This is a genomic window from Catenulispora rubra (genome assembly GCF_015356825.1).
GTDB lineage: Bacteria > Actinomycetota > Actinomycetes > Streptomycetales > Catenulisporaceae > Catenulispora > Catenulispora rubra.
On record NZ_JAACYW010000017.1, the window covers coordinates 13,995 to 33,125 of the forward strand.

Sequence of the window (19,131 nt, forward strand, 5' to 3'; positions counted from 1 at the left end):
TCGGCTTGTGGGGATCGCCATCATGAATCCGCTTCGCGAGAAGCCGTTCCGCCGGTTCTTCGTCGGTCAGTCGATCTCCGTGACCGGTGGCGCAGCCAGCCAGATCGCCCTGTTCTTCGCCGTCCTGCAGCTCACCGGCAGCCCGCGGGATCTCAGCATCGTCATCGCCGCCCAGATGCTCCCGACGGTCGCTCTGCTGCTGATCGGCGGCGGGATCGGCGATCGGCTCGGGCAGGCGTTGCTGCTGCGGGTCACGCACGTCGGGCTCGGGGTGACGCAGGGTGCGATGGCGGTGTGCATCCTCACCAAGCAGCCGGTCGGCTACCTGATCGGGCTGGCCTTCGTGACCGGTGTGCTGTCGGCGTTCGCCGGGCCGTCGCTGAGCGGGATCGTGCCGCAGCTGGTCGGCCCCGAGGGGTTGCAGAAGGCGAACTCGCTGCTGGCCAGCGTGGGTAACGCCGCCAAGGTGCTCGGGCCGACGGTCGGGGGCGTGCTGGTCAGCACGGTCGGCGGCGGTTGGGCGCTGGTCGCGGACTCGGCGTCGTTCTTCGTCGCGGGCGCAGTGTTCTGCTTCATCCCGGTGCAGGACCGTCGCGTACGCAGCGACCGGAAGCTGTTCACCGAGCTGCGCCAGGGCTGGACGTACTTCCGGTCCTCGTCCTGGATCTGGTCGATGACCGTCGCGTTCGCCGTCTCCGGCTTCCTGCAGATGGGCGCCGGGCAGGTGCTCGGGCTGGTGCTGGCCAAGGAGACGTTCGGTGCCGAGGGCTGGGGCGTGATCATCAGCTGCCGGGCGGCGGGGCAGCTCATTATGAGTGTGCTGATGATCCGGACGAGGGTACGGCGACCGTTGCTGGTCGGGCAGCTGGCCATCACGTTGCAGGCGGTGCCGTATGTGCTGCTCGGCCTGAACGCGGGGGTGGCGGCGGTCGCGGCGGCGTCGTTCGTCGCAGGGTTCGGAATCACGGTCGCGTCCGTGGGCTGGGACACGTCGCTGCACACGTACGTGCCCAACGAGATGATGTCCCGCGTCGTGTCCTACGACCAGTTCGGCCGTGCCTTGGCGGTCCCGGCGGGGCAGTTGACGATCATCCCGATCGCCGACGCCTTCGGCGCGCGCCACGTCATGGTCGCCACCGGGGTGCTGTTCGCGGTGGCGATGGTCGCGCCGCTGCTGCTGTCCTCGGTGCGCAGGGTCGGGATCGGGGCCCTTGAGGAGGAGCCCGATCCCGGTGCCGTGGTGGGAGCCCCGGCCTAGACGCTCTGGTCTGGCCGCGCTGGCCGAGGCGCTATGACCTAGGCGCCCTGGCCTAGACGCTCGGGTACTCGTAGAACCCGCGCCCGGCCTTGCGGCCCAGGCGTCCGGCCTCGACCATGCGCAGCAGCAGCGCCGGCGGGGTGTACAGGGGCTCCTTGAACTCCTCGTACATCGCCTCGGCAGCCAGCTTCACGGTGTCCAGGCCGATCAGGTCCGACAGCGCCAGCGGGCCCATCGGGTGCGCGCAGCCCAGGACCATGCCGGAGTCGATGTCCTCGGCGGAGGCGAAGCCGCCCTCGGCCATCCGGATCGCGGCCAGCAGGTAGGGGATGAGCAGGGAGTTCACCACGAACCCGGCGCGGTCCTGGGCGACCACGGCCTGCTTGCCCAGCTGCTCGACGAAGGCCACGGCGCGGGCCTGGGTCTCGTCGCTGGTGGCCAGCGAGGGGATGACCTCGACCAGCTTCAGCACCGGGACCGGGTTGAAGAAGTGGACGCCGACCACGTTGTGCGGGCGGGTGGTGGCCGTGCCCAATCGCATGATCGGGATGGAGGACGTGTTGGAGGCCAGGATGGCGTCCTCGGGCAGGATCAGGTCCAGCTTGCTCAGCACGGCGGTCTTGACGGCCTCGACCTCGACCACGGCCTCCACCGCGAGCTGCCGGTCGGCGAACTCCTGCAGGTCCTCGGTGAAGCGGATCCGGCCCAGCGCCGCCTCGGCGTCGGCCTCGCTCATCTTGCCGGCCTTGACCGCGCGCTTGAGGGACACCGCGATGCGGTCGCGCCCGCGCTTGAGGCCCTCGGCGTTCTCGTCGGCGACGATCACGTCCAGCCCGCTGCGCGCGCAGACCTCCGCGATGCCCGCTCCCATCTGGCCGACTCCGACCACTCCGACTCGTTCGATCACCGATGCCTCCGGTTCCGGTGTTGCGGCTTGTGCAGCACTTGTGGTGCGTACCACAGGGTATCTGTGGCACCGAGTGTGGATAATCGAGGGTACCCAGTACCTTCAGCCTAGGAGCGAGCCATGGCCGCCGACTTCGACCTGTTCAAGGTCTCCGAGGAGCACGACCTGCTGCGGGAGGCGGTGCGCTCGCTGTGCGAGGAGAAGATCCTGCCCTTCGCCGCCGAGGTCGACGAGCAGTCCCGCTTCCCCCAGGAGGCGCTGGACGCCCTGGTCTCCTCCGACCTGGCGGCGGTGCACGTGGCCGAGCAGTACGGCGGCCAGGGCGCGGACGCGCTGGCGACCTGCATCGTGATCGAGGAGGTCGCCCGGGTGTGCGCCAGCTCCTCGCTGATCCCGGCGGTGAACAAGCTGGGCTCGATGCCGGTGATCCTGTCCGGCTCGGAGGAGCTGAAGCAGAAGTACCTGACCCCGCTGGCGGCCGGCAGCGCGATGTTCTCCTACTGCCTGTCCGAGCCGGACGCGGGCTCGGACGCCGCCGGGATGAAGACCCGCGCGGAGCGTGACGGGGATCACTACATCCTCAACGGCGTGAAGCGCTGGATCACGAACGCCGGCGTGTCGGAGTTCTACACGGTGATGGCGGTGACCGACCCCACGGCCCGCTCCAAGGGCATCTCGGCCTTCGTGGTCGAGAAGGGCGACGAGGGCGTGACCTTCGGCGCGCCGGAGAAGAAGCTGGGCATCAAGGGCTCCCCGACCCGCGAGGTGTACTTCGACAACGTCCGCATCCCCGCCGACCGCATGATCGGCGCCGAGGGCACGGGCTTCGCCACGGCGATGCGCACCCTGGACCACACCCGCGTGACGATCGCGGCGCAGGCGCTCGGGATCGCGCAGGGAGCGCTGGACTACGCGTCGAACTACGTGAAGGAGCGCAAGCAGTTCGGCAAGGCGATCGCCGACTTCCAGGGCATCCAGTTCATGCTGGCGGACATGGCGATGAAGCTGACCGCGGCACGGCAGCTGACGTACACCGCGGCGGCGAAGTCGGAGCGCGGGGACGGGGACCTGACGTACTTCGGGGCGGCGGCGAAGTGCTTCGCCTCGGACGTGGCGATGGAGGTTACGACCGACGCGGTGCAGTTGTTGGGCGGGTACGGGTACACGAAGGACTATCCGCTGGAGCGGATGATGCGGGATGCGAAGATCACGCAGATTTATGAGGGCACGAACCAGGTGCAGCGGATCGTGATGGCTCGGCAGGTGCTGGGTGGGGTGAGGATCTGATTCGTAGTTCAGGGGCGGTTTCTCGATACGGGCGCGAGGCCCTTGGAAGCCGTCCCTGACGCATCGTCGGGCCGCGCAGACGCCCCGGGCCGGCGGCGTGCGCCGCACCGGGGCGTCTTCCTCACGGTGGTCAGCTCAGACGCTGAAGGCGCCAGTTCTGGACGTCCTTCTCGGGGTCGAGCCTCATGAGCGCGGTTTCGGCCGGGTAGCTGCGCGCCCTGCCGAGGTCGACGGCGAGCCCGTCCTTGTCCTCGGGCGCCAGCAGCCTGGCGGGGACGGCGATGACGACGTGGTATTCGTCGAAGCCGGGCCGGAGCTCCCACCGGGTCGGTTGGGCGCCGGAGATGAGTGGCGTCGCCACTCGCGGCCCGCCGGTGTAGGACAGGTACATCCGCAAGCCCTGGAACGTCGACCAGATCGTGAGGGTGCCGTCGTCCTCGTTCTTGATCTGCCAGACCGGCGGCAGGGAGTAGCCGGTGGAGACGACCACCGGAGATTCGGGACTGGGGTCTCGGATTGCCAGGAATCCCATATGGTCATCGAACCGGTAGACGCCGTCGGATGCTTGGGCCATGGGGCTACCTCATTCTGGAGCAGGGCGCCGTGGTCGGGGCGCGGTCGGCCGGTCGCCTACCCGAGCGGAACGGACTAAAGCAGAGCTTTGCTATAGGTTCACCCTTTCCGGTTAGTCCTTAGCGGCGGACGACCGTTATAGCGCGCTCCGGGCCGGCGTGTGGACCGCCCGGCTGAGCAGACGGCTGGCGACCGTGTGAGAACCCTGCTTCACCTTCAGCGCTGCAAGCGATGGTGACCCGCGCGACCTCGCTCACGACCGGGCGGGCGTCCGGTGGCCAGGCGAGCCAGGTGGAGAGTGCGACCCCTGGTTCGGTCAGGGGGAGCCAGGGCCAGCCTGGGAGTAGGCGGCGGGCGGAGTGTTCGATGAGCAGGACTGCGTCGGCCTTGGTGGCTTCGGCGCAGGCCAGGGCGTGCTCGGAGAATTGAGCGAACTGCCAGAGGGGGGCTGCGCCGGCGTTGTGGGCGGCGAGGACCAGGCGGTCGTCGACGGTGGGGACCTGGCCTCTGCCGTGGGCCAGGGTGCGGATGCCGTCGAGGTCGCTGAGGCGGCAGGTCGGCTTGTCGGCGAGGGGGTGGCCGGGGCGGACGGCGATGCCGAACGGGACGTCGAACAGGTGCCTGCCGTTGAGTTCGGCGCTGGGTTGTTCGCGCACGATGCCCAGGTCGAGGCGGCCTTCGCGGAGCATGTGCAGCTGGTCGGCGCTGCCGGCCTCGGTGAAGGTGATCGCTGCGTGCGGGACGTCGATCCGCAGGGCGGCCAGTAGGCGGAGCAGCCATTCGGCCGTGAGCCCCTGAGGGATCCCGACGTGCACCGCCTCGCGCGCCGAGCTGGTCGCGGTGTGGACCATCTCCTTGGTGGCGTCGGCGAGCCGCAGCACGACGAGCGCGTGGTGGCGCAGCGCCACGCCGGCGTCGGTGACCTTCGTTCCGCTGGCGCTGCGCTCGAACAGCTGCGCGCCGACTTCGCGTTCGAGGTGCCGGATCTGCCGGCTCAGCGACGGCTGTGTGATGTGCAGCACGTCGGCCGCGCGGGAGAACGAACCCTCGTCCACGACGGCCGCGAAATACCTGAGATGACGCAGTTCCACGGGGCTCTCTTTCCTCCCGGATATGCCTGTAGAGCATATGAGCTCTGATGCGTCGGCATTGGACGGGCCCTGTCAAAGTCGATCTACTAGGCGGACATTGGCCGACGGTCCGTTCCTCGGGGGAAGAGGTTGTCAGTGATTGATCACTATGACGTCATCGTCGCGGGTGGGGGATCCGCGGGGATCGCGGCGGCGATCGGGGCAAGGCGAGCGGGTGCCAGGGTCCTGCTGATCGAGCGCGGGGCCTGCCTGGGCGGCGCGGCGACCCTGCGCAATGTGGTGACCTACTGCGGTCTCTACACGCAGGACCTCAAGCAGGTCGTGTTCGGAGTCGCCGAGGAGATGCTGGCCGGGCTGCGCGAACTCGGTGCGGTGACCGAGCCGCGCAAGCTGATGGCGGTGGCCGTCGTCTTCGATCCCGAGGCGGTCAAACGGGTCGCGGACGAGCTCTGTGAGCGCGCGGGAGTGGACGTGCTCCTGCACAGCCACATCTGCGCGGCCGTCCGCGAGGGGGAGCGGATCGTCGGCGTGCAGGTCACCGACCACTCCGGCATCCACGAGTACTGCGCCGATACGTTCGTCGACGCCACCGGCGAGGCAGACCTGGCTCATCTCGGCGGCGCGGACGTGCGCTACGGCAACGACGGCAAGGTGCTCAACGGCACCCTCGGCGTGCGGTTCGGGGGCATACCGGCCGACGCGCCGATCACCCGCGCGTCGCTGTCCGCGGCGCTCCGCGCGGCCAAAGTGGCCGGAACGCCCGGACTGAGCGGGACCACCGGCCTGATAGCGCGGATGCCGGTGTCAGGGGACTTAATCACCTATCTCGCCGACGAGGAGTACGACGCGCGCAGCGCCGCGGACACCAGCCGCGCCGAGCGGGGTGGGCGGGGCCAGGCCCAGGCCGTGCTCCAGGTCATCCGGGCCATGCCTGGGGGAGCTTCGGGGTACATCGTGAGCACCGGGCCCGAGCTGGGCACGCGGGAGTCGCGACACGTGATCGGACTCTCTCAGCTCACTGAGAAGGAGGTGTTGGAACCCGGACCGACGGGTGACGCCGTGGCGCTGGGCGCATGGCCGATAGAGTCCCATCCCGGTCCCGGTATGCCGGTGGAATGGATGTATCTCGGCGAGCCGGGGTACTACGGCATCCCCCTGGACGTGCTGCGCAGCCGCAACACGCCGAACCTCTTCGCGGCGGGCCGCACCGTGGACGGCGATCGCGGCGCGGGCGCCTCGATGCGGGTGATGGGTACGGCCTTCGCGACCGGACAGGCGGCGGGCGTGGCGGCGGCTTTCGCCGTCGGCGGCACGGATATCGAAACGACCACCGTTCGTCGAGAGCTTGAGCGCCAGGGTGCGTGGCTGCCTGATTGAGGTGCGCCCCGGCCGCCTTATTCGAGCGTTGATCCACTGACCGCCGGCTTGCCGGCTCCCAGGAAGAACACGCCGGGGTAGCCGTCGGTGGAGAACTTGTCGTTGATGTTGGCGGTCAGGGTGGAGTCGCGGATGGTCAGGGTGCCGGTGCGGTTGTTGCTGACGTAGAAGAGGGCGCCACCGCCCTCGGCGGCGGTGTTGTGGTCGATGCGGCTGCCGGCGATGGTGACGGTGTAGTCGTCGCCGTCGGTGTAGATGGCGCCGCCGCTGCCGCCGCCGGGGGTGCCCGGGGCCGCGGGGTTGGCGCCGGTGCCGATGGCCTTGTTGTAGGACATGACGCAGTTGATGACGTCCCAGGAGACGCCGATGCTGCTCAGGGCGCCGCCGTTGGAGCACACGCCGCCTTGGCCCGGGCTGCCGCCGAAGGTGCTGCCGACGACGTAGACCGGCAGGTTCTGCCACTGCTCCAAGGCCCGCACCGCAGCGCCGCCGAGGTCGGGGCCGGTGGAATCGCAGCGGTTGTTGATGAAGCGGGCGTCGACGATCGCCAGCCGGCCACCGTTGGCGAACACCGCGCCGCCCCCGCCGCCATAGGCCTGCTGGCCGGTCGAGTTGCCGTCGGCGAAGGTGATGTTCTGCAGGGTCAGCTGCGGGGTGGACTGGTTCTGGCAGTGCGACGTCGTCCAGGTCTGCGCCTGGTCGCAGGTGTTCATGTACAGGATGCGCCGCTGACCGCCGCCGCTGAGCGTGACCCTGCCGCCCCCGTCGAGCACGACGCGCTGGGAGGTGTTGACCACCTTGGCGGTGGCCGACATGGTGATCACCACCGGCGCGGAACCGCACGAGAAGGTGATGACCCCGCCCTTCGCGACAGCCGCCACCACGGCAGCCGACGTGCAGCTTGCCGCGCTGCCGTCCCCGACGACGGTGGTCGGGTGCGACGTGTCGACCGCCTGCGCCGCCGCCGGGACCGGGGCATGGCCGTCGGGGTTGCCGAACGCCGCCGGCGGCGGGACGGCGGTAGTCGCGGCGCCGGCGCTGGACGGGGCGGACTTGGCGCTCGTCGCCGCCGGCGCGGAGGAAGAGGACGGCGACGCGTGGGGCGTAGTCGCGGCGGCGCCAGATGCGGGGGTGAGCGACGCGGATGTCGCCGAGTTCGCGGCTTGAGCCGAGGTGGTGGCCGAGGAGCTACAGGCCGCGGTGCCTATCGACACGGCGACGGCGATGGCGGCCAGCGCGTAAGAGGCTCGGAAGGGTGCTCGCGTGGAGGACACCAGCAGAGACTAGACCGGCGCGGGGTTCGCAGTCGGCTGATTCGCGAAAGGCTACGGTTCGCTCGCGGTGAGCCGACGCCTTGTGGCGGCAGCGGTTGGTGACGGGCCAGCGCGACCGGCCGCGCGGTTCGTCGGGTCCGACCGGACCATGCGGGGGTTTGGTTCTGGGTCCCTCGCCGCGTCAGCGGGTGCAGCCAACCTGCCCGGTTTGGCGGTGTCAAGCCGGACGGAGCTGGACCACAGCAGGTGGGGTGCGGCTTGATTCCGCCAGACCGGGCTGGTTCCGTTTACGGCGATGACGCGGCGAGGGACCCAGAACCTCGGCGACCACAAGCAGCACCGCCGCCGACCAACGCGGCGCAGGCAACAGCGGATAGAAAGCCGAACAGTCGCGGGCCGCCGCCAAACTGCCGGACGCGCGGGTCGCCCCCTCGTCGAGGAGGCCCGCCAGAGGCCTCAACGCACCCACCAAACGCGGCCGCCGCCCGCCCGCACGACGCGTGCGCAGTGACTCGGACCCATGCGTGGTCTTGTACGCGAAAACCGTCAGCCGCCAACGCACAGCCGCGGAGACCTGAACCGCCGCGCGGTCGTGTCCACGAATACCGGCGGCCGCCAGCGCGACATGAGCCGCACAACCGAACTGCGTCCCCCCGCGAGGTCATCCAACCATTGGCGAAGCCGTCAGAAAACGCCTGTAAACCACAGCCCGACCGCACCTCGCCCGCTGGCTACCGCCACCGCCACCGCCACCGTCACCGAACCGCACCCGCGCGAAACGCCGGCGCCAGCCAGCGGTTGAGCAGCGCCCGCAACCGGTCCTCGTCCTCAGGCGCGTCAGGGTTCTGCAGGAACGAGGTGAGCAGCCGCATGATGACCTCGGCCAGGTCGTGCAGATCTGCGTCTGTGAATCCGGCGGCGGTCCAGTCGACGGCGAAGCGGCGGAGCATGCGGGCGCCGTAGGCGATGGTGGTGTCGGTGGTGGCGCCGCGGGCGAAGGCGGTGGAGTCGTCGAGGCGGAGCAGGAGGCTGACGCGGGGTTCGGTCGGGATGGTGCGGGTGCAGAAGAGCATGCCCTCGATCACGGCCTCGGCCGGGTCGGTGATGCCCGCCAGGTGCGCGACGAGGCGGTCCACGAAGGCGTCGGCGCCCTGGGCCGCGACCTCGGCGATGATGTCGCTGACGCGGGCGAAGTGCCGGTACACCGTCTGGCGGGTGACGCCCAGCTCCGTGGCGACGTCGGACAGGGTCGTCTTGGTGACGCCGTACCTGTCGACGCAGCGCGCGGTCGCGTCGACGATCCGTTGCCGCGCCTCGGCCTCCGACGCCGGGGGCCGGCCGCCCCATCCGTGCTTCGCCACGACCTCAGGACTCTACCTGGTCGCATGACGTGCAGCGAGGATGACGCCGGTGGCCGCAGTCGCGCAGAGGGTGGAGTACCACAGGCTGCCGATCGGTGCGCCTGCCGAGGTGACGCCGTTGGTTGCGGCGAAGTAGGCGGGCAGTGCGGTCAGCCACAGGGCGGCCAGGGTGGCCAGGTAGATCGGGGGATAGGTGCGGGCGAACAATGTCGCGGGGGCGGGAGCAGGCGCGGAAGCAGCAGCAGGAGCAGCAGCGGGAGGAGCGGAAGCGGGAACGGGAGCAGGAGCGGGAACGGGAGCGGAAGCGGGAGCGGAAGCGGGAGCGGAAGCGGGAGCGGAAGCGGGAGCGGAAGCGGGAGCGGAAGCGGAAGCGGAAGCGGGAGCGGAAGCGGAAGCGGAAGCACGAGCGGGAGCGGGAGCGGGAGAAGCGGGCGCCAGAGCAGCAGGAGCGGGAGCGGGCGCCGGGGCGGTGCGGGGCGCGCGCCAGGAGTCTGCGATCAGGGCGAGGCCGATGATCCAGACGGCGGCGAGTTCGATGCCGATGATCGTCTTTTGGATGGTGAGGTGGCTGGGGCCTTGGAAGGCACCCGCAGGTGCGCCGGCGATGAGCATCGCCAGGGGAGCGAGGGCTCCTGCGACGACGGATCGCCAGGCGATGGCGAGGCTGGTGCTGGGGCTGGTCAGCCTAACGACGAGGTACGTTAGCGCCCCGAAAGACACCGAAGCGAACAGGAACATGCTGTTCATCGGCACAGAAGCCAACGCAGGCTGGTTCACCTTGGCGTCGCCGGGATTCCAAGCCCACCACCGCAGCTGCGGACCGAGTTGGTCGAAGACCTCGTAGAAAACCTGGCAGACGAACGCCACAGCCAGCGCACCGCCGAGGGCGCCGCGCCGTGCGAACACGCCCAGCGTCCGGACCAGCTCGTAGGCGAGCTGTGACAGCGCCGGATAGAAGGCCACGATGTAGAGCGGCAGCCGGTCGTACATGAACTGCACCGTGAACACGTTGTGCGAGAAGACGAACCCGACCTGCCTGTCGAGCCCGAACCAGCCGGGGAAGTACAACGGCGGTTCGATGACGGCCAGGTAGACCACCGAGGCGAACCACAGCGTGAGGTTGGCAGGATCCCCATCGTGCCGCCACCGGCGCCACGCGTGCCAGAGCGCGAACACGGCGCCGCCGACGATGAGCAGCTCCAGCACCGGCATGGTGCCGTTGCTCAGCCTGAACGGGTCGCGGAAGGTCACGATCGCGTTGGCGTGGCGGCAGGAGAAGCCGAGGCCTTCAGCGATGCGCTCGGCGGTCGGATCGCAGGTCGGGTCCAACACAGGTGCCTCCGCTTCTCAGGCCGCGTAGGCCGTCTAGGCCTTGTAGGTCGTGTAGGTCGTGTAGGTCGTGCAAGTCGTGTAGTCGCTGTAGTCCGTGGCCGGCGGATCCCGCCGCTGGTCGAACCCGCCGGGCACGACCGTCCGCCCGAGCCGTTGCCGCAGCCTGTAACGCCCGACGCCATACCAGAAGCGCGGATCCGCGACGAGCCGCCGCAGCGACTTGTCCAGGTTGAAGACCTCCGCGAACGTCCGCTCGACGTAGGCATCCTCCCGGCTGGCAGCGTTGATGGCATTGAAGACCGGCCAGCTCAAGCGCGCGGCCAGCCGCCGACGCCACCGCGGCGGGAGCTCCGTTCCGGTGGCGAAGTCGTAGGCCTGGTCGCGTGCCATCGCCAGCATCCACGGCACGGCCAGCGACTTCCTCTGCCGGGTGAGGAACTGCCGGAAGAACGCAGCGTCGCAGACGCCGCGCTCGCGCAGCATGTCGCCGAGGACCAACGCCGAGCGGGCCGCGGAGCTCATGCCCTGCGCGTAGAACGGGTTGAACGCGCAGATCGAGTCCCCGACGCACACCAGGCCGGTCGGCGGGGCGTCGAGCAGATCGAACCGGCGCCACTTGTTGCCGGTCGAGCGCGTCAGGTGCACCGGCGAGGTCGGCGTGCAGGCCCTGGCCGCCGCGCCGAACGCCGTGGCCCGCACCCGGTCCGCCGCCGTTTCGAAGGCCTCGACGTCGCGCGGCATGGCGATGCCCCACGACCCCAGACAGACGATGGCGCGATCGCCCTCGATCGGGAAGAAGTTGCTCAGGAACTCGTGCTCGGCGGGATGGCTGCCGGTGTCCTGGGTCGGCGTGATGATCAGGTGCTTCCACCACCAGGAGGTCGGCCGCTGAGGAGTCGGCGGCAGGTCGTACCAGCGCGAGGTGTAGGTGACCTTGGCGTCGAGCGTCTTCTCCGGCGGCGCGGGCCAGCCGGCTGCGGCGAGCCAGTCGACGGTCGACGATCCGCGGCCGAGGGCGTCGACGACCAGGTCGGCCGGTACTCGGGTGAGGTCGCCGTCGGCGGTGCGGTATTCGACCCCGGCGACGCGTCCGGTCGTGGAGCCTCCGCCGAGGGAGAGCAGGCCGACAACTGTGGCGCCTTCGCGTAGTTCGATGACGGGCAGCCGACGAACCAAGTCGCGGAGGACGCGTTCGATCAGTACGCGGGAGCTGTAGACCATCGTCATGGAGCCGCGTTTGCGTGGCGCCCAGCCGTCGTTCTCGCAGTACGCGGCGTCCATCGACGGCATCAGCAGCATCCCGCCGGCGGCGATCAGCGCGTCTTCGAAGCCTGGAAAGATCTCGCCGATCGCCCGCCGCCCGGAGTTCAGCAGGAAGTGCGGGTGCTTGCTCTGCGGGACGCCCCGTCGGTGCTCCGCGTCCGACGGCAGCTGGTCCCGCTCCAGGACGATCACCTTCTCGAAGTGGCGGGCGAGTACCCCCGCAGCGCAAAGCCCTGCGATGCTGCCGCCTGCCACGACCGCTGTGCCTCTGCCGCCTCTGCCCATCGCTGCCATCCATTCATACAGATGATGCGTGAATGTATGAATAAGAGTGTGAGGAGTCAAGGACCTCCGCGATATCAGAGTTGTTGGACGCCCAGCGTCTGGCCGACCATGTCAGTGGCCGTAGTACAGAGAGCTTGGGGGCAACTGTGATCGACGGGATTCTGCCGGCGGACGTCGTGGCGATTGAGTCGTACGCCGATGCCGACGACCTGTTCCCGGAGGAGGCCGCGCTGGTCGCCCGGGCCGTCGACAAGCGGCGCCGGGAGTTCGCGACGGCGCGCTGGTGCGCCCACAAGGCGCTGGCCGAGCTCGGGTGCGAGGCCGGGCCGATCCTGGCGGGGCCGAAGCACGAGCCGGTGTGGCCCGAGGGCGTCATCGGCAGCCTGACGCACTGCGACGGCTACCGGGCCGCGGCGGTGGCGCGCGCCGGACGCCTGGCGGCGGTCGGCATCGACGCCGAGCCGCACCTGCGGCTGCCGGAGGGGGTGCTGGAGGTCGTGGCGCGGCCGGAGGAGATCCCGGTGCTGGCGGAGCTGCGCTCGCGGTATCCGGCGACGCACTGGGACAAGGTGATGTTCAGCGCGAAGGAGTCGGTGTACAAGGCCTGGTTCCCGCTGGCCCGGCGGTGGCTGGACTTCCAGGACGCGACGGTGCGGTTCGAGCCGGAGGCGCGAACGTTCGTGGCGGAGCTGGAGCAGGTCGGGCCGGACGTCGGGGGAGTGCCGCTGACGCGGATGAGCGGGCGGTTCGCGGTGGCGGACGGGTTCGTGGTGACCGCGGTGGTGGTGGAAACAAGCGTGGTGGAAACCAGCTCAGGCCTTGTCCAAAGGTAGGCAGGGCACTGAGACCTCGGCCAAGGTGAGTGAAGCCCAGCGTGTCCCGGCGACGAGACAGGGAACGTCCCCTCGCGCGTGCGCCGCTGGGCCTTCCGTCCGCCACCGAGCGCGGCGTCATCCGAGGAGTCCAGGGAGGCCCCCATGTTCGTACCCGGTCACTATCGTGCGCCCGACGCCTCATGGATGATCGAGGTCCTCCATGACAATCCGCTGGCCCTGATGACGAGCAACGGCCCGGCCGACGGCGTCCCGTTCGCCACCCATCTCCCGTCGATCCCGGAATCGCTCGTCACCGAGGCGCCCGACCTGGTCGGCAGCGTCCTGCTGGGCCACCTGAACCGGGCGAACCCGCACTGGGCGGCGCTGGAGGACGGCGGCGCCGTGCTGCTGACGTTCACCGGGCCGCACGGCTACGTCACGCCGACCGCCTACGACTACACCCCGGCCGCGCCGACCTGGAACTTCACCTCGGTGCACGTGCGCGGGACGGTGTACAAGATCGATACGCTCGAGGAGACGCTCGACGTGGTCAAGGCCACGGTGAAGACCTTCGAAGGGCGCTTCGGCAGCCAGTGGGACATGACCGAGTCGGTGGAGTACTTCCGCCGCATCGTCCCCGCGGTCGGTGCCTTCCGGGTCCACGTGACCGGAGCCGAGGGGATGTTCAAGCTGAGCCAGGAGCAGAGCGATCCGGTCCGTGCCCGGGTGGAACAGTCCTTCCGCGCGCACGCGGACACCCGGCGCCAGGCCGTGGGGGACCTGATGAACCGCTTGCCCGACCCGGCCGGGTCGGCCTGACCTACCTGACCTACCTGACCTTCCTGACCTTCCTGACCGGCCTGCCCGACCTGCCTGATCCGGCCGGCCTGACCATCGGGCGACATGGAAGAGCCGGCAGCCCACCGCCGGCGACCGGCGGACGCGCTGCCGGCTCGCCGGCGGTGGGGTCACCGGCTCACGGTACGGTCGCCGTCCGGGACTTCCGGGCCTTGACCTCGGCGAGGACGCCGCTGAGGTCGGCCAGCAGCGCGGCCTCCTCGGCCCTGAGATAGAAATGCCCGCCGGGCATCACCACGAGCCGGAACGAGCCCCGGGTCAGGTCCGCCCAGCGGTCCATCTGCTCCGGGGTCACCTCGGTGTCGACGTCGCCGGTGTAGCCGTAGATGGGACAGTCCAGCAGCGGGCGCTCGCCGCCGTCGAAGTTGTCCACCAGGCGGTAGTCCGCACGGATCGCGGGGAGCACGAGCTCGCGCAGGGCCTCGTCGTCGAAGACCGCCGAGCGGCTGTCGTCGAAACCCACGATGTGCGCGATGATCTCAGCGTCGGAGCCGGAGATCATCTTCCGGCCGGGCAGCAGATGCGTGGGCCGGCGCCCGGACACGCACAAGGCCGCCGGCGGCCTGCCCTGCTCCTGCAGACGCAGCGCCACCTCGTGCGCGACGGTGGCCCCCATGCTGTGGCCGAACAGCACCAGCCGGTACCCGCTCAAGGCCCTGATCCCGTCGGCGATCTCGTCGGCGAGGTCCTCCAGCCGGGGCGGGATCGGATCGCGCAGGCGGTCCTCCCGGCCCGGGTATCGGACGGCGAGCAGGCCGACGTCCGACGGGAGCCCCTTGGCCCAGGTGTGGAAGGTGCTCGCGCCCGCGCCGGCCGGCGCGAAGCAGACCAGCTTGGTCCGGCACCCGTGATCGTCGCGGTAGCGCCGGATCAGTAGTTCGTCGTCCACGGACGTCATCCTCCGAACTCGGCGAGGACCGGGCCCTGGGCGTCCTGGTCGGCGCGCCGGGCCACGATCGAGTCGATGATCTCACCGCTGCGCAGCGCGATGTTCGACAGCAGCGAGGAGGCCAGGCCGTGGCTGTGCTCGGTGCCGCCCTGCAGGTAGATGCCGCAGCGCAGTTCGGGAGCGGTGGCTATGCGGTAGTCGCGCTCCATACGGTAGCGGCCCGACTCGTCGCGCAGGCACAAGCGGTCCAGTTCGCCGAGCAGGCCCGAGGGGTTCATCGCGGCGTAGCCGGTCGCGCAGACCAGGGCGTCGACGTTGAGGTCGCGGATCTCGGCGCCGGGGCCTTCCTGCAGGGACACACGGGTCTCGGTGCCGACGCGCTTGACGCCGGCGACCCGCGTCAGGTTGATGAACTCCAGGCGCTTGACGCCCTGGATCTCGTCGTCGTACCACCGCTGGTACAGGCCCTTGATGACGTCCTCGTCGACGACCGAGTAGTTGGTGTTGCGGTGGTACCGCCAGAACGTGTCCCGAGTGCGGTCGCTGCCGAAGTAGTAGTCGTCGACGGCCTCGGGGTTGAACACCTGGTTGGCGAACGGTGAGTCGTCCGAGATGGGGTAGCCGTAGGCCGGGACGATCGCGTGCACCTGAGCGTGCGGCAGCTCGTCGTAGAGGAACCTGACGATCTCCGCGGCGCTCTGGCCGGCTCCGGCGACCGCGACGCGCCGCAGTTCGCGGGGGTCCATCGTGCGGTACTTCTCCAGGAACTCCGAGCTGTGCCACACCCGCTCGTCCCGGCTCACCCCCTCGGGCATGCTCGGCACCAGCCCGGTGGAGATGACGACGTTGCGCGCCAGGACGGTCCGGCTGCCCCGGCCGGCGGTGTCGGCGACCTCCAGCTCCAGCACCGGCCGCTCCGGCGCGGCGTCCGGGGCCAGCCGGATCGACCGCACCTCCGAGCCGTAGGAGACCCGGTGCGCCACCCTGGCCTGCGCCCAGTCCAGGTACTGGTGGAACTCCTTGCGCGTGGGGAAGAAGTCCTGGTTGTTCACGAACTGCAGCAGCCGCCCCGACGCGTGCAGGAAGGCGATGAAGCTGAAGCTCGACGTCGGGTTGCGGAAGGTCGCCAGATCCTTGAGGAAGGAGATCTGCATGGTGGTCGACGGCAGCAGCATGTTGCGGTGCCAGCCGAAGGCCGCCTGCCGCTCCAGGAACAGGCTGCTGATCCGGCTCTCCGGAGCCTCCGTCCGCTGCTCCTCCAGGGCGATGGCAAGCGACAGGTTGGACGGACCGAAACCGACGCCTACCACGTCGTGGATATCGTGTTCACTCTCACTCATCAAGAATTCTCCCGGTCGTCTGCCATGTGTTTTTCGCTGCCTGAAGGCTCAGGTCACATATGTAATCTCTGATTTTGTGTCAGAGAATTGAGAGGTAGTTCGGTCTCTCATATGCATTGTCCGGGGCGGTTGTCAGGCGGCATAGAGCGGGCTGTCCGCTTGTCCCGGGTGTCCCGCCGACGGGACACCCGGGACCCGGCCGTTCGGCACGGTCGATGGTGAGCGGATCTCGCTCAGCAATCCACGGGATTCCACATGTGCCTGCTCGGAGCGGGGTTCGTCGGCGCCCGGCACCGATGATCGCCGGAGGCAGGGTTTGCCCGCAGGGGTTTCCATGAAGTTTCAACAGTCTTGACTCCGGTCGGGTTCGGAAATCCACCAGACCGATCTCGAAGGCCGGCGATGACGGGAAATCCAGCGCGACGCCGAGAGCGGGCAGGTCGAGGTGCCGGCGGGCCGGTAGGCGGTCGGTACGCAGATGGACCGGATGGTGTCATCGCCGACGGGCCTCTTCGATCTTGACCTTGACGGGCCGACCCGAGACGGCTTCACGCGATCCGCCCGTACCCGGCGCCCCGGTGATCACCGTCGGCCGCGGGGCGGCGCGCGTCGGGCCGGCCGGGGGAAGCGGATGACAGATTCCTGAGAAATTGCCGTGGATTGACGTGGCATGTTTCGGGCTGCGACTCGTCCTTGTTTGTCCCAGCGCATTGTGATTCCCCCCTTTTGCCAACATAAAGATCGACTACCGAGAGGCGCCGGTCGGTCGCACAGTTGTTGCAGGTCCGGGGCCCGGATGTGCTTCCGCACGCTTTCGCCAGGCGCAGCGGAGCGTGACCGGATAACATCGGCCATTGACACCGTCCGCGCACCGGGCGGGTTCCTAAAGCCTTTTTGGCCATGCCTCCTCATGCTAGGTTGAATGTCAGTTCTCTGAGATGTATCTGCAGGTGAACGAAACTGCAACCTAAGGAGACGCATGCTTCACGGGGACCCGTCTGTGCAAGCCCGGAAAGACGTGGCGAGAGGCGACAGAGACCTTGGCAGCGCATTGGACACCTCGACATTCATAACGAGGCGAGGTCTGCGACTGCCCAGGCGGATGGCGTTCGAGAAATGGGTGGGAATCGGCAACTACTTGTCCGGGGTGATGTCGGCCTCGTCGTGGTGCCTCGGGGACTGGCTGGTCTACGGGGAGGCGACCTTCACTGGAAGATACCGCGATGCGATCGAATTGACCTCACTGGACTACCAGACACTGCGAAATCACGCTTGGGTGGCCCGGAGTTTCCCGATGTCTCGTCGCCGGGACAGATTGAGTTTCACCCACCACGCCGAGGTGGCGGCCCTTCCTGAACCCGAACAGGATTTCTGGCTGCTGAAGGCCGAACAGCACGCGTGGTCGGTCAAGCGGCTGCGCCGCGAGGTGCGGGCCAGCCTGGTGGAACGGAACACCGGCGGCGTGGGCCAGCTCCCCGACGAGGCCCAGAACGTGCACCAGCTCCCGGTCAGGGCCGGCGACCCGACGCCCGCCACCTCGGCGGAAGGCACGGTCTCGCTCAGCGTGTCGGTCCCCCCGGACTGTCTTGAGTTCTGCCTGGCGACGGCCAACAGACTCGGTCTCAACCTCGACGCGTGGGTCGCCCAGATCCTCGTGGCCGTGGCGGAAGCCACCGGCGAGCGCAACGATCTGCATTTGCCGCAGATCGGTTAGGCCCCCCACTATTCCTCGACCGGCTATTGTCGGTCGTTCAGAGCCGCCCGCCTACTAGCACTATCAGTGGCGTGCGGCATCTTTGTGATACCCGTGGTTCCGAATCGGCCGCTGTCTTGTCGGCGGGACGGCTGTGTGGTCCCACCTGCCAAGACGGCGGCGTCGGCCCGGGTAATGGAGATTCCTCCGAGAAATGTGGTTTCTTTGCTGCCGGCAGCAATTCGCTTCTGGCTGCAATCCACTCCAGGGAACAGGGAGGGCACCGCCGTGAGGTTGACGCCCGGTACCGGCCAGGAAACCGACCTCGACCGCGTCGACTTGTTCGACCTGGACCTCTACAGCTCCGGCGATCCGCACCGCGTCTGGGACGTGATGCGCGCCGAGGCGCCCCTGCACCACCAGGTGCTGCCCGACGGCCGGGAGTTCTGGTCGGTGACCCGGTACGACGACGTCTGCCGCGTGCTCGGCGACCACCGGTTCTTCACCTCCGAGCGCGGCACGGTGGTCACCCACCTCGGGGTCGACGACGTCGCCGCCGGCACTCTGCTGACCTCCACCGACCCGCCGCGGCACAGCCAGGTCCGCCGGGCGATCGGCACCATGCTCACCGCGCGGGCCGTGGCGCCGTGGGAGGACCGGATCCGGGCGGCGGTCGGGCGCTTCCTCGAACCGGCGCTCGACGGCGGCGTCTTCGACCTCGCCGAGCGGGCGCTCCGCCTGCCGATGGTCGTCGCCGGCCCGGTGCTGGGGATCCCGGAGCCGGACTGGGACAAGCTCGTGCAGCTGACCGCGATGGTCACGGCCCCCTCGGACCCGCACTTCCAGCTCGGCAACGAGGCCTCGACGCTGGCCATCTCGCACCACGAACTCGTCACCTACGTCACCGAGTGGGTCAGGGCACGGCGTTCCACCGGCGGCCGGGACGGCAGCCTGCTGGACCACCTCATGAACGTCAGCGTCGGCGGTGTGCCGCTGACCGACGAGGAGATCGCGCTGGACGGCTACAGCATCCTGCTGGGCGCCAACGTGACGACCCCGCACACCGTTTCCGGCACGGTGCTCGCGCTCATCGAGCACCCCGAACAGTTCGCGAAGGTCAAGGCCGACCCCACGCTGGTGCCGAACCTGGTCGAGGAGGGGCTGCGGTGGACCTCGGCCGCCTGCAACTTCATGCGCTACGCGGTGGGCGACACCCCGATCGGCGGGGGCGTGGTCCCGGCCCGCGGCGCGGTCGTCGCCTGGATCGGGTCGGCCAACCGGGACGAGTCGCAGTTCCCTGATCCGCACGAGTTCGACGTCACCCGCAACGCCGGCCGGCAGATCGCGTTCGGATTCGGGCCGCACTACTGCATCGGGGCCCCGCTGGCCCGGCTGACCCTGCGGATCTTCTTCGGCGAACTGCTGCGGCGGTTCGGATCCGTCGAACTCGCCGGCGAGCCGGAGCACCTGCGCTCCTACTTCATCGCCGGCATGACCCACCTGCCCGTCGTCGCCAAGAAATGAATGA

Annotated in this window: 16 protein-coding genes; 7 read left to right on the forward strand and 9 right to left on the reverse strand. The window is 69.2% G+C overall.

What is annotated here, in order from left to right; all coding sequences use genetic code 11:
• Window positions 1–22 precede the first annotated feature (22 nt).
• Window positions 23–1,258, forward strand: coding sequence for an MFS transporter (locus GWK61_RS07570; RefSeq protein ID WP_194906465.1), 1,236 nt, complete (start codon window positions 23–25; stop codon window positions 1,256–1,258).
• A gap of 52 nt (window positions 1,259–1,310) precedes the next feature.
• Here GWK61_RS07570 and GWK61_RS07575 read toward each other — a convergent pair whose 3' ends face one another.
• A complete protein-coding gene (locus GWK61_RS07575; protein ID WP_194906466.1) occupies window positions 1,311–2,165 on the reverse strand; it encodes a 3-hydroxybutyryl-CoA dehydrogenase in 855 nt (284 codons plus the stop codon).
• 120 nt (window positions 2,166–2,285) lie between these two features.
• Between GWK61_RS07575 and GWK61_RS07580 the strand changes: the two genes are divergently transcribed.
• Window positions 2,286–3,452, forward strand: a complete 1,167-nt coding sequence (locus GWK61_RS07580; RefSeq protein WP_194906468.1) for an acyl-CoA dehydrogenase family protein — start codon at window positions 2,286–2,288, stop codon at window positions 3,450–3,452.
• Between the two features lie 130 nt (window positions 3,453–3,582).
• On the opposite strand, the gene GWK61_RS07585 is transcribed toward GWK61_RS07580, so the two are convergent.
• Complete coding sequence (locus GWK61_RS07585; RefSeq protein ID WP_194906470.1) at window positions 3,583–4,026, reverse strand: ricin-type beta-trefoil lectin domain protein; 444 nt, start codon at window positions 4,024–4,026, stop codon at window positions 3,583–3,585.
• 118 nt (window positions 4,027–4,144) lie between these two features.
• Window positions 4,145–5,116 (reverse strand): LysR family transcriptional regulator, encoded by a 972-nt coding sequence (locus GWK61_RS07590; RefSeq protein ID WP_194906473.1) that lies wholly within the window; start codon window positions 5,114–5,116, stop codon window positions 4,145–4,147.
• A gap of 135 nt (window positions 5,117–5,251) precedes the next feature.
• Between GWK61_RS07590 and GWK61_RS07595 the strand changes: the two genes are divergently transcribed.
• Entirely contained in the window at window positions 5,252–6,493 is a 1,242-nt protein-coding gene (locus tag GWK61_RS07595; RefSeq protein WP_194906475.1) for an FAD-dependent oxidoreductase, read from the forward strand.
• 17 nt (window positions 6,494–6,510) lie between these two features.
• Here the strand turns inward: GWK61_RS07595 and GWK61_RS07600 are convergent, their stop codons facing one another.
• The 4 genes from GWK61_RS07600 to GWK61_RS07615 all read right to left on the reverse strand — a co-directional run bounded on the left by GWK61_RS07600 (window position 6,511) and on the right by GWK61_RS07615 (window position 12,008).
• Window positions 6,511–7,701 carry a hypothetical protein gene (locus GWK61_RS07600; protein ID WP_194906509.1) on the reverse strand — a complete coding sequence of 397 codons (1,191 nt, stop codon included), beginning with the start codon at window positions 7,699–7,701 and terminating at the stop codon, window positions 6,511–6,513.
• Between the two features lie 821 nt (window positions 7,702–8,522).
• Complete coding sequence (locus tag GWK61_RS07605; protein ID WP_194906477.1) at window positions 8,523–9,128, reverse strand: TetR/AcrR family transcriptional regulator; 606 nt, start codon at window positions 9,126–9,128, stop codon at window positions 8,523–8,525.
• 12 nt (window positions 9,129–9,140) lie between these two features.
• On the reverse strand, window positions 9,141–10,460 hold the full coding sequence (locus tag GWK61_RS07610) for a hypothetical protein (RefSeq protein ID WP_194906479.1): 1,320 nt from the start codon (window positions 10,458–10,460) through the stop codon (window positions 9,141–9,143).
• Window positions 10,461–10,493: 33 nt separating this feature from the next.
• Window positions 10,494–12,008 carry an FAD-dependent oxidoreductase gene (locus tag GWK61_RS07615; RefSeq protein ID WP_194906482.1) on the reverse strand — a complete coding sequence of 505 codons (1,515 nt, stop codon included), beginning with the start codon at window positions 12,006–12,008 and terminating at the stop codon, window positions 10,494–10,496.
• A 146-nt stretch (window positions 12,009–12,154) separates the two neighbouring features.
• Between GWK61_RS07615 and GWK61_RS07620 the strand changes: the two genes are divergently transcribed.
• Both GWK61_RS07620 and GWK61_RS07625 read left to right on the forward strand, forming a co-directional pair.
• Window positions 12,155–12,841: a 4'-phosphopantetheinyl transferase family protein gene (locus GWK61_RS07620; protein ID WP_194906485.1), complete on the forward strand. Its 687-nt coding sequence runs from the start codon at window positions 12,155–12,157 to the stop codon at window positions 12,839–12,841.
• 144 nt (window positions 12,842–12,985) lie between these two features.
• Window positions 12,986–13,642 carry an FMN-binding negative transcriptional regulator gene (locus tag GWK61_RS07625; RefSeq protein ID WP_194906487.1) on the forward strand — a complete coding sequence of 219 codons (657 nt, stop codon included), beginning with the start codon at window positions 12,986–12,988 and terminating at the stop codon, window positions 13,640–13,642.
• A 157-nt stretch (window positions 13,643–13,799) separates the two neighbouring features.
• On the opposite strand, the gene GWK61_RS07630 is transcribed toward GWK61_RS07625, so the two are convergent.
• Window positions 13,800–14,579: a thioesterase II family protein gene (locus GWK61_RS07630; RefSeq protein WP_194906489.1), complete on the reverse strand. Its 780-nt coding sequence runs from the start codon at window positions 14,577–14,579 to the stop codon at window positions 13,800–13,802.
• Window positions 14,576–15,910 carry a lysine N(6)-hydroxylase/L-ornithine N(5)-oxygenase family protein gene (locus tag GWK61_RS07635; protein WP_194906491.1) on the reverse strand — a complete coding sequence of 445 codons (1,335 nt, stop codon included), beginning with the start codon at window positions 15,908–15,910 and terminating at the stop codon, window positions 14,576–14,578. The genes GWK61_RS07630 and GWK61_RS07635 overlap by 4 nt, the downstream gene beginning before the upstream one ends.
• Before the next feature lie 1,102 nt (window positions 15,911–17,012).
• On the opposite strand from GWK61_RS07635, the gene GWK61_RS07640 reads away from it, so the two are divergent.
• A complete protein-coding gene (locus GWK61_RS07640; protein WP_438939756.1) occupies window positions 17,013–17,624 on the forward strand; it encodes an LmbU family transcriptional regulator in 612 nt (203 codons plus the stop codon).
• 267 nt (window positions 17,625–17,891) lie between these two features.
• The gene (locus GWK61_RS07645; RefSeq protein ID WP_194906495.1) at window positions 17,892–19,127 is read left to right on the forward strand and encodes a cytochrome P450; all 1,236 of its coding nucleotides are present in this window, start codon (window positions 17,892–17,894) and stop codon (window positions 19,125–19,127) included.
• The last annotated feature ends 4 nt before the right edge of the window (window positions 19,128–19,131 follow it).